Here is an 11923-nt window from a genome sequence, read left to right as displayed (position 1 = left end):
GAACTGACATGACTGACAACAAAAACAGTATCGACTCCCAGTTGATCACAGGGAAAGAAAGTCTGCGCATTTTCGAAGGGCTCAATCGCGGCATGTCACGCCGCAATGCATTGCAAATGCTGGGGTTGGCAGGGGTGGCCGTCGCGGGCGCCGGCAGCCTGTTCGGCGCCGCCGGCAAGCTGTTTGCCGATGATGAAGCCGCAAGCCCTGGCAAAGGCAAACCTGGCGGTCGTATCCGCGTCGCAGGCTCGTCCAGTTCCACCGCCGACACCCTGGACCCGGCCAAAGGTTCATCGTCCACCGACTACGTGCGCCATTACATGTTCTACAACGGCCTGACGCGGTTCGACAGCCATATGGTGCCGCAACTCGAGTTGGCCGAGCGTATCGACACCACTGACGCCACGCTCTGGGTGATCACCCTGCGCAAGGAAGTGATCTTCCACAACGGCAAGCCTCTGACAGCCGCCGACGTGGTGTTCTCTCTGTTGCGGCACAAGGACCCAATCACCGGTTCCAAGGTCCTGCCGCTGGCGTCGCAGTTCGCCGAAGTCAAGGCCAACGGCACCCATGAAGTGCAGATACAGTTGAGCGGCCCAAATGCTGAACTGCCATCGGTGCTTGCCATCTCCCACATGTTGATCGTTCCCGAGGGGACGAGCGATTTCAGCCAGGGCATCGGCACCGGCCCGTTCAAGGCCAAGGAGTTCAAGCCTGGAGTGCGTTCGATTGGTGTGCGCAATACCAATTACTGGAAACCCGGCTTGCCGTATCTGGACGAGATCGAATTTATCGCCATTGCCGATGAGCCGTCACGGATCAACGCCCTGTTGTCGGGCGACGTACACATCGTCAACGAAGTTAACCCGCGTTCAACGGTTCGTATCAAGGCCAGTACCAAGCATCGGGTCGTGGACTCGCCGTCGGGTAACTACACCGACCTGATCATTCGTCAGGACCAGTTGCCAGGCAAAAGCCCGGAGTTCACCGAGGCCATGAAGTTGCTGCTGGACCGGGAACAGATCAAGTCGGCGATATTCCGGGGCTACGCCAGGGTCGGCAACGATCACCCGATCGCACCCGGTGCGCGCTTCTACAACGCCGACCTGCCACAACGTGCCTACGACCCGGAAAAAGCCAAGTTCCTGCTCAAAAAGGCCGGTATGGAAAGCATCACCATGCCGCTGATGTGCTCGCCTGCCGCGACCGGTTCGGTGGACATCGCTGTGCTACTGCAGCAGTCAGCCAAACAGGCCGGGCTCAAGCTCGACGTCAACCGCCTGCCGAGCGATGGCTACTGGTCCAACCATTGGGCGAAGCACCCGCTGAGTTTCGGCAACATCAACCCGCGGCCCAATGCCGACATGCTTTTCTCGCAGTTCTTCCAGTCGACAGCACCCTGGAATGAGTCCGGCTGGAAAAACGAACAGTTCGACCAGCTGCTGGTACAAGCCCGAGGCGAAACCGACGAGGCCAAGCGCGGCAAGATGTACGCAGACATGCAAACCCTGGTGCATGAACACAGCGGCATCGGCGTGCCGGTGTTCATCAGCAACATCGATGGCGCCGATCAGCGAGTCAAAGGTTATGGCACCAACCCTCTGGGTGGTTTCATGGGCTACATGTTTGCCGAGCAGATCTGGCTGGACGCTTGATGAAAGTCGGGTTTTTGCTGCAGCGATATTGCATGAGGATAGGGTGATGAATAGCAACACACTGTGGTTGATCGGCCGGCGCCTGGGCGCGGCGATCGTGACCTTGTTGATTGTGTCCATGGTGGTTTTCGCCATCACGGCGGTGCTGCCGGGGGACGCGGCGCAACAGTCTCTGGGGCAGTTCGCCACGCCGGAACAAGTGGCAGCCTTGCGCCTGAAAATGGGGCTGGATCAGCCTGGTGTGTTGCGTTACCTGCACTGGTTGATGAACTTGCTCAGTGGTGACATGGGGCTGTCCGTCTCCAACGCCATGCCGGTCAGCGAGTTGATGGCCGGGCGGGTGCCCAACACCCTGATGCTGGCGGCCGCCACGGCGCTGGTGTCAGTACCGGTGGCGTTGATCCTGGGTATCGGTTCGGCGATGGGGCGGGGCGGGCGCATCGACAGTTTCCTCAGCTTTTTGACCTTGACCATGGTGGCGGTGCCGGAGTTTCTGGTGGCGACCCTGGCGGTGCTGATTTTCGCGGTGAACCTGGGCTGGTTGTCGGCGCTGTCCTACGCCAGTGACATCACTTCACCTTGGCAATTCATGCGCACTTACGCATTGCCGGTGATGACGCTGTGCTGCGTCATCGTCGCGCAAATGGCACGCATGACCCGGGCGGCGGTGATCGATCAGCTCGACAGTCCTTACGTGGAAATGGCCCGGCTCAAAGGTGTGAGCAAGATTCGGATTGTCCTGCGCCATGCCTTGCCCAACTCCATCGGGCCCATCGCCAATGCCATCGCCCTGAGCCTTTCCTATCTGTTGGGCGGGGTGGTGATTGTCGAGACGATCTTCAACTACCCCGGCATCGCCAGCCTGATGGTCGATGCAGTGACCAACCGCGACATGGCATTGGTTCAAGCCTGCACCATGTTGTTTTGTACGGCGTATCTGACGTTGGTGCTGATTGCCGACCTGTGCGCGATTCTTTCCAATCCGAGGCTGAGAAATCAATGAACAATCTCATTGTGAAATCGCCGGCTACTAACAAATTGGCGCTGGGCAAGGTTTCCCACGGATCGTCCTGGCTCGGCCTGATCGGCGCCGCGATGTGTGTGATCTGGTTGCTGGTGGCCATCTTCGGTCCGTGGCTGGCGCCGCATCCGGTGGGGGAAGTGGTCTCTGATAATGTCTTCGACAACTTGAGCGCTGCTTACCCGTTCGGCACCGATTACCTGGGCCGCGACATGCTCAGCCGGATCCTCGTCGGCGCACGATTCACCGTTGGCCTGGCGTTGATAGCCGCGGTAATGGCCAGCGGGTTGGGGACCAGCTTTGCGTTGCTGTCGGTGGTTTCACCCAAGTGGCTGGATGAGTTGATCAGTCGCCTGATGGACGCCTTCATTTCGATCCCCAGCAAGATGCTGGCATTGATCATGGTCTCGGCCTTCGGCTCCTCGGTCACCTTGCTGATCTGCACGGCGGTATTGAGTTTCACCCCGGGCGCGTTCCGTATCGCCCGCAGCATGGCGGTGAATATCGAAGCGCTGGAATACGTGCAAGTGGCCCGTACTCGCGGCGAGCGTCGGCTGTACATCGCCTGCGTGGAAATCCTGCCGAACATGCTCAACCCGGTGCTGACGGACCTGGGCTTGCGCTTCGGCTTCATCGTCCTGCTGCTCAGCGGCATGAGCTTTCTGGGCCTGGGTGTACAACCGCCGGATGCCGACCTCGGCTCCCTGGTGCGCGAGAACATCGGTGGCCTCAATCAGGGCGCACCGGCCATCGTGATTCCAGCCCTGGCCATCGGCACGCTGACCATCGGTGTGAATCTGTTTATCGACCGGCTGTCGTCGCGACGTAGTCGACGTTCGGGAGGCCATTGAAATGAGCGAATTAATTCGAGTCCAGGACCTGCGAGTGGTCGCCTGTGGCGAGCTCGGTGAGGTGGAAATCGTCAAGGGCGTGAGCTTCTCCCTGCAAAAAGGTGAAGTGCTGGCGTTGATCGGTGAGTCTGGCTCCGGCAAGACCACCATCGCCCTGGCGTTGCTCGGTTATGCCCGACGCGGTTGTCGTCTGTCGGGCGGCGTGGTGCAAATCGGCGAACACGACATGCTGGCGTTGAGCGAAAGCGAGCTGCAAGGCCTGCGCGGCAATCGGGTGTCGTACATCGCGCAAAGCGCTGCGGCGGCGTTCAACCCGGCGAAAAAACTTATCGACCAAGTGGTGGAGGGCGCGTTGATTCATGGTCTGGGCAGCCGGGCTGTGCTTGAGGCCAAGGCCATCGAGTTGTTCCGCGACCTGGCCCTCCCGGATCCCGATCGCATCGGCCAGCGCTACCCCCATCAAGTCTCCGGCGGGCAACTGCAACGGGTGATGGCGGCCATGGCGCTGATCAGCGATCCGCTGCTGGTGGTGCTCGACGAACCAACGACGGCACTCGATGTGACGACCCAGATCGATGTGCTGCGTGCCTTCAAACGGGTGGTGCGCGAACGCGGCGCGACGGCGGTCTATGTTTCCCATGACCTGGCCGTGGTCGCGCAAATGGCTGACCAGATCGTGGTGCTCAATGGCGGCGAGATCTTCGAACAGAGCGCCACGGCGCCGTTGCTCAACGGCCCGGCCCATGAATACACCCGCAGCCTGCTGGCGGCGGCGCGGCCGGACACGACGATTCGTCCGCCTTGCGGCATCGCCGAAGAGACGCCGCTGCTGACCATCCAGGGCCTGACGGCTGGTTACGGCAACAAGAACGCGCAAGGCATGCCGGCCATTCGCGTGCTGGAAGACATCGACCTGACGGTTCGCAGAGGCCAGGCCATCGGCGTGATCGGTGAGTCGGGTTCCGGCAAGTCGACCCTGGCACGGGTGGTGGCCGGATTGTTGGAGCCCGCACTCGGAGGTCTGACTTTCGATGGCCAACCCTTGGGTGGCAGCCTGTCGTCGCGCACCGACGAGCAGTTCCGACGCATTCAAATGGTCTTCCAGAATGCCGACACCGCACTCAACCCGATGCACAGCGTCAGCACCATTCTGAGTCGTCCGCTGAAGATGTATTTCGGCCTTAAGGGGGCCGCGTTGCGCGAGCGTATTGGCGAGCTACTGGATCTGGTGCGCTTGCCGCGAACCATGGCCGAACGCCGCCCGAACGAACTCTCCGGCGGGCAAAAGCAACGGGTCAATCTGGCCCGGGCCCTGGCGGCCAAGCCGGATCTGATTCTGTGCGACGAAGTGACCTCCGCGCTGGATACCGTGGTGGGGGCAGCGATTCTCGAACTGCTGCGTGACCTGCGCCAGCAACTGGGGGTGTCCTATCTGTTCATCAGCCATGACATCTCCACCGTGCGAGCGCTGTGCGATGACATTGTGGTGATGTACAGCGGCCACAAAATTCAGGCCGGCAGTCGCCAGTCGTACGCTGAGGCGCCGTTCCATCCCTACACCGACCTGTTGATCCATTCGGTGCCGGAGTTGCGCCAGGGCTGGCTGGAAGGCTGCGGAACAACGACCTGCGGCACGCTGCCGCCCATTGGTGCAAAAGCCAATGTGCCTGGGCTGTGCACGTTCCTCAATCGTTGCCCGGTGCGGGTTGACGGCCTGTGCAATTGCGTCCCGCCGGACCGTCACTTGATTGTTGGCGGCAGTGAAGTCCTTTGTCATCACGACAGTGCCGAGTTGCTGAAAACCCAGAAGGATTCAAACAGCATGACCGCGGGAGCCTATGCATGAACGGGCGTTTCGTCAGGCTGGCCGAACAGGGCCGGCCCACCGTCAAACTGCAGGTAGACGGCAAGCCTATCGAGGCGCTGCAGGGCGATACGCTGATGGTCGCGTTGTTGACTCAGGGCTCGGCGTTGCGCCAATCGGAATTCGATGCGGGTCGCCGCGCCGGTTTCTGCCTGATGGGCGCGTGTCAGGACTGTTGGGTCTGGACCCGCAGCGGCGAGCGTCTGCGCGCCTGTTCCAATGAGGTCCGTGAAGGCCTGGATATTGTCACCACACAACCGGAGGCAATATGGCCACTGCGCGGCTGAGCACTCACCGAGTCGTGATCGTCGGTGCCGGACCGGCCGGCATACGTTGTGCCGAAGCTCTGGTCGCCGCTGGTTTCAAGCCCATTCTGATCGATGAAAATCGCCGGGATGGCGGGCAGATCTACCGTCGCCAACCCGAAGGTTTTACCCGCGATTACGCCACGCTGTATGGCACCGAAGCGGCCAAGGCCAACGACCTGCACCAGAGCTTCGACCGCTTGCGCGGACAGATCGACTACCGTGCGGACACGCTGGTGTGGAACCTGACGCCGGGGCAACTGTGCTGCGTCAGCCACGGCAAGCACTCGACGGTGGATTACGACGCGCTGATCCTGTGCACCGGCGCCACCGACCGCTTGATGCCGATCGAAGGCTGGCAATTGGCGGGCACCTATAGCCTGGGCGGAGCGCAGATTGCGCTCAAGTCCCAAGCTGTTTCCATCGGCCACCGCGTGGTGTTCATGGGCAGCGGGCCGTTGCTGTATTTGGTCGCCAGTCAGTATGTGAAAGCCGGGGCCAAGGTCGCGGCGGTGCTCGACACCTCGCCGTTGAGCAAGCGAATCGGCGCATTGCCGAAGCTGATGGCGCGTCCCGGACTGTTGTTTACCGGGATGAAACTGCTGGCGCAGCTCTATCGAGCGAAGATCCCGGTGCATCTGGGCATTTCGCCGCTTCAAGTGCTGGGCGATGCGGCCAATGGTGTCAGTGGCGTACGGGTGCGCACGGCGCGCGGCGAAACCTTGACGGTGGCATGCGATGCCGTGGCGCTGGGTTATCACTTGCGTCCGGAAACCCAGTTGGCCGACCTGGCCGGTTGCCGTATGCGCTTTGACGAGGCCTCCAGCCAATGGTGGCTGGCCGTCGATGAAGATGGTCGGACCTCGGTCAGCGGTGTATATGCCGCCGGCGACGGTTCGAAAATTCGCGGTGCCGATGCCGCCGAGCACGCCGGGAGACTGGTGGCCATGGCGCTGCTGGAGGATCTGCAGCAACCGGTGAACGCCGGATTGCGCGACGAACAACGGCACGCGCTGGCGGTAATGGATCAGTTTCGTCTCGGCCTGGCCCAGGCGTTTCCCTGGCCGGCGGCGCAAGCCAAAGCGTTGCCGGACACGGCCATCGTCTGCCGCTGCGAAATGATCAGCGCGGGCGAATTGCGTGCAGTGGTCCGGGAAAAAGGTGCGTGTGAAGTCAATCGGGCCAAGGCCTTTAGCCGGGTCGGCATGGGCCGCTGCCAAGGGCGTTATTGCTCCCAGGCCGGGGCTGAAGTGATTGCCGCGGCCGCCGGTGTTTGCGTGGAACAGGTCGGTCGTCAGCGCGGTCAGGCACCGGTCAAACCCCTTTCGATGCTCACCGAGGAGGTGTCGCCATGACGGTACAGAAAGCCGATGTCGTGATTGTCGGCGGTGGCATCATGGGTTCGGCAGCGGCGTTTTTCCTGCGCCAGCGCGGGCAGTCGGTGATTCTGCTGGAACGCGACCAGATCGGTCAGTACGCCAGCGGCGTGAATTTCGGCAACGTACGGCGCCAAGGCCGATTCCTCGGCCAACTGGAACTGGCCAATCGCTCGTATGGGCTCTGGAAGCGTCTGCCGGAGCTGATCGACGATGACCTGGAATTCATCGCCAGCGGGCATTTGCGTGTGTGTTACCGCGAAGACGAGATCGCTGAGCTGCAAGCCTACGCAGACGCCCCTGAGGCGGAGCAACTGGATTTGAAGATCTTTCGTGGCGACGAGTTGCACAAGCGCTTTCCGTTCTTCGGCCCGGATGTGAAGGGCGGCTCCTACGCCCCTCACGATGGTCACGCCAATCCACGTCTGGCGGCCCCGGCGTTTGCCCGGGCGGCACGACGCCTCGGCGCGCGGATCGAAGAGCGAACTGAAGTGGCCGAGGTGCAGAAGGTCGGCAGTGAGTTCAGCATCAGCACCACCGACGGTCGTCAGTTCAGCGCCACTCAGCTGTTGATCACCGCTGGCGCCTGGGGGCAAAAGCTCTCGGCGCAGTTTGGCGAACCGGTGCCGCTTGAGACCAAAGGCCCGCAAATGGCCGTGACCGAACCGGTGCCGTACGCTTTGCCGACGGTGATCGGCGTGTACACCAAGATTCCCGAGGAAGTGATCTATTTCCGCCAAATACCTCGCGGCAACATCATCATTGGTGGCGGCTATCGCAGCGAACCCGACATGCTCAACCGCCGGGCCTATGTCGAGCCGCGCAGCATTCTCAATCAGATGGATCAGATGCGGCGTCTGCTGCCGGGTGTCGGCAACCTGAACATCATTCGGGTCTGGAGTGGTATTGAAGGTTACCTGCCTGATTCCCTGCCGATCATGGGGCCAAGCGGCACCGTTGATGGCTTGTTCTATGCCTTCGGTTTCTCTGGCCATGGCTTCCAGCTCGGTCCGGGCGTGGGCGATGTGATGGCCGAACTGATCAGCACCGGTAGCACCAGCACTTCGATTTTACCGTTCTCCATCAACCGGTTCGCTTCTTCAGCCGAGCAACGGAGCAAGGCCTCATGAAACCCCGCGTACTGGATATTCTCAAACGTCTGATGGCCTTCGACACCGTTTCTTCGGAGTCGAACATGGCCTTGATCGAGTACGTGCGCGACCTGCTGCTGACCAAGGGCATCGAGTCGTTGATCGTCAAGGATTCCACCGGTAAAAAAGCCAACCTGTTCGCCAGTACCGGTCCACGGGAGGTGCCGGGGATTTTGCTGTCCGGGCACACCGATGTGGTGCCGGCAGCGGGGCAGGCCTGGACCTTCCCGGCGTTTCAGGCGACGGTGCAGGACGGGCGGATTTATGGGCGTGGCAGTTGCGATATGAAGGGCTTTATCGCGCTGGCTATCGACGCCATGCTCGATGCCGCTGACCATTCCTTGAACCGGCCATTGCAACTGGCGCTGTCCCATGACGAAGAGATCGGTTGTGTCGGTGTGCGGCGTTTGCTCGACGTGCTGCACCTGGCGCCGGTACGGCCGTTTTTGTGCGTGATCGGTGAGCCGACCAACATGCAGTTCGTGCTCGGGCACAAGGGCAAGGGTTCTTACCGCACTTACTGTCGCGGCCTGGAGGCGCATTCCTCGCTGGCACCGCGTTCGGTCAATGCGATTCACGTGGCCTGCGATTTCATCGCGGCACTGCGTCAGAGCCAGCAGCAACTGCAAGAGCAGGGCGCCCAGGATGCGGATTACGATGTGCCTTACAGCACCGTGCATGTCGGGCAGATTGTCGGCGGCAAGGCACTGAACATCGTGCCGAACCTGTGCACCCTGGATTTCGAAGTGCGTAACTTGCCGGCGGACGACCCGGATCAGTTCCTGGAGCAGGTGCGCGAGCGTGCCGAAGTGATCGTGCGCGAAGCCAAAAAGCTGTCCAGCGTGGCGGATATCGAAATCGAAACCCTGAACGTGTATCCCGGCCTCGATACCCACCCGAGTGTTGAAGCGGTGCGCTTTCTGAAAAACTTTGCAGCGCCGGATACCGGCACCGCCAAGGTCTCCTTCGGCACCGAGGGCGGGTTGTTCAAACAGCGGCTGGATGTGCCGGTGGTGGTCTGCGGCCCGGGCTCGATAGAACAGGCGCACAAGCCTGACGAGTTCATCGAGATCAGCCAGATGGAAGCCGGCGAGCGCTTCCTGCAAGGGTTGTTGGGCTCGATGCGGCTTTAGTGTCCCGTTTGCTGACACCGAACGTTGATCGGTGTACATATCCGTTTTTGCGGTGATGGCCGCTGGCGGTTTCGCTTTTACAGCGAGTCACTTTCGAAAAGCCTGCGCGGCCCGGCGGAAAGTAACCAAAGCGCTTCTGCCCCTTTCGTTCGGTGCCTCGCCCAGGCTCGGCATGCCCTCGCTCCGGTCCTGCTCCGTGGGCCCGCCGCGATCGGCCATCCATGGCCGTGCGCGGCTAACCCGGCATCCATGCCGGGTTGCCCACTGCGCAGAACCGGAACGAAGCCTCTCGATGGGGCGGTGCGTCAACATCAAAAGCTGCAGGCGAGCTAACGCTCGGCCTGTTGAGTGGTGAACAGCAGAGTGGATGTGCGCTGATTCTGGATGCTCTGATTTTTTGTGGGAGCTGGCTTGCCTGCGATGGCGGCGGCACCTTCAACATCACATTGACTGACCCACCGCTATCGCGGGCAAGCCCGCTCCCACAGGATTTGTGTCGTACACAGATTTTGTATATGCCCACTCCTCCTGTGGGAGCTGGCTTGCCTGCGATGGCGACCTGTCAGCCGACCAATCTTCCCCGGATGCACCCAGTCCAAGTGTGGGAGCGGGCTTGCTCGCGAAGCTGTTGATCTTGCCATTGCCGTTGCTTTGGCTTTTGATCTTGATCTGCTGCCCCTTTCCCAGAGGCCGAACGCAGGCGTTGCGCAGGGGGCACCGCGGCAAGGATGCCGCGGTAGCCGCCCCCGGCCATGGATGGCCGATGGCGGCGGGCCCCCGGAGCAATGCCGGAGTGAGGGCATGCCGAGCCTAGGCGAGGCACCGAATGGTGGGGCAAAAGCGCTTTGGTTACTTTCGCGCTTTTCGAAAGTGACCCGCCGTCAGGGCGGAACCCTAAGCGGCCGTTACCGCAGAAACGGATATGTACTCCCAATCACCAGGCCCCGACAGTGAATCCCACGACAATATCCATCACCCACCAACAGTAGAGCCTGCCGTCGAATACCGATTTTCAGCATTCGAAGGCTGCTGGGGCGGCGCTTTCAGCATCCTCGTCCGGGACGACCCAATAGACTGAAGGCTGTCTCGGAACAGGACTCGATACCATGCTCAAGAATCGCCTGAAAGACCCCAGCCTGCTGGTAGAACTCGCTTACATCGACGGTCAGTGGATCAGCGCCGACAACGCCGCCACCCTGGACGTCATCGACCCGGCCAGCGGCCAGTTGCTTGCTCGCGTACCCGCGATGCAAGGCAGCGAAACCCGACGTGCCATTGAAGCCGCCGACCGCGCCTGGCCGGCATGGCGCGCGCGCCCGGCGGCAGAACGGGCGGCGCTGCTGGAGCGCTGGTATCAGGCCATGATCGACAACCTCGACGACCTGGCGCTGATCATGACTTGCGAACAGGGCAAACCGCTGAATGAAGCCAAGGGCGAAATTCGCTACGGTGCCGGCTTCGTCAAATGGTTCGCCGAAGAAGCCCGACGGGTCTACGGTGAAACCATACCGGCACCCAGCGGCGACCGCCGTTTGCTCACGCTCAAACAGCCGGTCGGGGTCTGCGCCGCGATCACCCCGTGGAACTTCCCCAATGCAATGATCACCCGCAAGTGCGCGCCGGCCCTGGCCGCCGGCTGTACGATCATTGTCAAACCTTCGGACCTGACGCCACTGTCGGCGCTGGCGCTGGCCGTACTCGCCGAACGGGTCGGCATTCCGGCCGGGGTGTTCAACGTCGTCACCGGCATGCCCGCCGGCATCGGCGAAGAACTGACTGGCAACCCGACGGTGCGCAAAATCTCCTTCACCGGTTCCACCGCTGTCGGTCGGCTGCTGATGCGCCAGAGCGCCGAACACATCAAGCGCTTGAGCCTGGAGTTGGGCGGCAACGCACCATTCATTGTGTTCGACGACGCTGACCTTGAGCAGGCAGTGACCGGCATCATGCTCAGCAAGTTTCGCAACGCCGGGCAAACCTGCGTCTGTGCCAACCGGATTCTGGTGCAGGACGGTATCTACGAACGCTTCGCCCAGCGCCTGGTGGAGGAGGTGGGCAAGCTCAAGGTCGGCAACGGCCTGGACGCCGACGTGACCATCGGCCCGCTGATCAATGCGGCGGCGGTGACCAAGGTTGCCCGGCACATCGACGATGCCCTGAGCCTGGGCGCGCGTCTGCTCTGTGGCGCAATCCCTGAGGGCGACAGCCAGTTCGTCCAGCCGACGGTGCTCGGTGACGCCCATGCCGGGATGTTGCTGGCCACCGAAGAAACCTTCGGCCCAGTCGCACCGCTGATGCGCTTTACCACTGAGGAAGAGGCGTTGGCCTTGGCCAATGCCACGCCTTATGGCTTGGGCGCCTATTTCTTCACCCAGGACTTGCGCCGTTCATGGCGGTTCGGCGAGGCGCTGGAATTCGGCATGATCGGTCTCAACACCGGGCTCATTTCCATGGAAGTCGCCCCATTCGGCGGTATCAAGCAATCGGGCCTGGGTCGCGAAGGCAGCAAGTACGGCCTGGATGAATACCTTGAAGTCAAAGCCTTCCACATCGGTGGGCTGTGATCC

At 61.6% G+C, this 11923-nt stretch carries 9 protein-coding genes; all 9 read left to right on the top strand.

Annotated features, from left to right (window positions below):
* Nucleotides 1–8: 8 nt before the first annotated feature.
* The 9 genes from F6R97_RS02170 to F6R97_RS02130 all read left to right on the top strand — a co-directional run bounded on the left by F6R97_RS02170 (nucleotide 9) and on the right by F6R97_RS02130 (nucleotide 11920).
* Nucleotides 9–1655, top strand: coding sequence for an ABC transporter substrate-binding protein (locus F6R97_RS02170; RefSeq protein ID WP_038983082.1), 1647 nt, complete (start codon nucleotides 9–11; stop codon nucleotides 1653–1655).
* 46 nt (nucleotides 1656–1701) lie between these two features.
* Nucleotides 1702–2658, top strand: coding sequence for an ABC transporter permease (locus tag F6R97_RS02165; protein ID WP_315865954.1), 957 nt, complete (start codon nucleotides 1702–1704; stop codon nucleotides 2656–2658).
* A complete protein-coding gene (locus F6R97_RS02160) occupies nucleotides 2655–3527 on the top strand; it encodes an ABC transporter permease (protein ID WP_038983084.1) in 873 nt (290 codons plus the stop codon). The genes F6R97_RS02165 and F6R97_RS02160 overlap by 4 nt, the downstream gene beginning before the upstream one ends.
* 1 nt (nucleotide 3528) lies before the next feature.
* Nucleotides 3529–5373, top strand: a complete 1845-nt coding sequence (locus F6R97_RS02155) for an ABC transporter ATP-binding protein (RefSeq protein ID WP_315865953.1) — start codon at nucleotides 3529–3531, stop codon at nucleotides 5371–5373.
* Complete coding sequence (locus tag F6R97_RS02150) at nucleotides 5370–5678, top strand: (2Fe-2S)-binding protein (protein WP_050682077.1); 309 nt, start codon at nucleotides 5370–5372, stop codon at nucleotides 5676–5678. Before F6R97_RS02155 ends, F6R97_RS02150 begins: the two co-directional genes overlap by 4 nt.
* Nucleotides 5660–7051, top strand: a complete 1392-nt coding sequence (locus tag F6R97_RS02145) for an NAD(P)/FAD-dependent oxidoreductase (protein WP_315865952.1) — start codon at nucleotides 5660–5662, stop codon at nucleotides 7049–7051. Before F6R97_RS02150 ends, F6R97_RS02145 begins: the two co-directional genes overlap by 19 nt.
* Complete coding sequence (locus F6R97_RS02140) at nucleotides 7048–8202, top strand: FAD-binding oxidoreductase (protein WP_315865951.1); 1155 nt, start codon at nucleotides 7048–7050, stop codon at nucleotides 8200–8202. Before F6R97_RS02145 ends, F6R97_RS02140 begins: the two co-directional genes overlap by 4 nt.
* On the top strand, nucleotides 8199–9356 hold the full coding sequence (gene argE / locus F6R97_RS02135) for an acetylornithine deacetylase (RefSeq protein WP_315865950.1): 1158 nt from the start codon (nucleotides 8199–8201) through the stop codon (nucleotides 9354–9356). The genes F6R97_RS02140 and argE overlap by 4 nt, the downstream gene beginning before the upstream one ends.
* Nucleotides 9357–10462: 1106 nt before the next feature.
* The gene (locus tag F6R97_RS02130; protein ID WP_038983090.1) at nucleotides 10463–11920 is read left to right on the top strand and encodes an NAD-dependent succinate-semialdehyde dehydrogenase; all 1458 of its coding nucleotides are present in this window, start codon (nucleotides 10463–10465) and stop codon (nucleotides 11918–11920) included.
* Nucleotides 11921–11923 lie beyond the last annotated feature (3 nt).

Source organism: Pseudomonas sp. JV414, assembly GCF_032424305.1.
GTDB lineage: Bacteria > Pseudomonadota > Gammaproteobacteria > Pseudomonadales > Pseudomonadaceae > Aquipseudomonas > Aquipseudomonas lini.
This window is presented reverse-complemented; position numbering and strand designations above follow the sequence as displayed.

Excerpts from the sequence above, each read along its gene's own strand:
- F6R97_RS02150 (WP_050682077.1), top strand. The coding sequence starts at position 5,370 with ATGAACGGGCGTTTCGTCAGGCTGGCCGAACAGGGCCGGCCCACCGTC.
- F6R97_RS02145 (WP_315865952.1), top strand. The coding sequence starts at position 5,660 with ATGGCCACTGCGCGGCTGAGCACTCACCGAGTCGTGATCGTCGGTGCC.
- F6R97_RS02165 (WP_315865954.1), top strand. The coding sequence starts at position 1,702 with ATGAATAGCAACACACTGTGGTTGATCGGCCGGCGCCTGGGCGCGGCG.
- F6R97_RS02160 (WP_038983084.1), top strand. The coding sequence starts at position 2,655 with ATGAACAATCTCATTGTGAAATCGCCGGCTACTAACAAATTGGCGCTG.
- argE (WP_315865950.1), top strand. The coding sequence starts at position 8,199 with ATGAAACCCCGCGTACTGGATATTCTCAAACGTCTGATGGCCTTCGAC.
- F6R97_RS02155 (WP_315865953.1), top strand. The coding sequence starts at position 3,529 with ATGAGCGAATTAATTCGAGTCCAGGACCTGCGAGTGGTCGCCTGTGGC.
- F6R97_RS02170 (WP_038983082.1), top strand. The coding sequence starts at position 9 with ATGACTGACAACAAAAACAGTATCGACTCCCAGTTGATCACAGGGAAA.
- F6R97_RS02140 (WP_315865951.1), top strand. The coding sequence starts at position 7,048 with ATGACGGTACAGAAAGCCGATGTCGTGATTGTCGGCGGTGGCATCATG.
- F6R97_RS02130 (WP_038983090.1), top strand. The coding sequence starts at position 10,463 with ATGCTCAAGAATCGCCTGAAAGACCCCAGCCTGCTGGTAGAACTCGCT.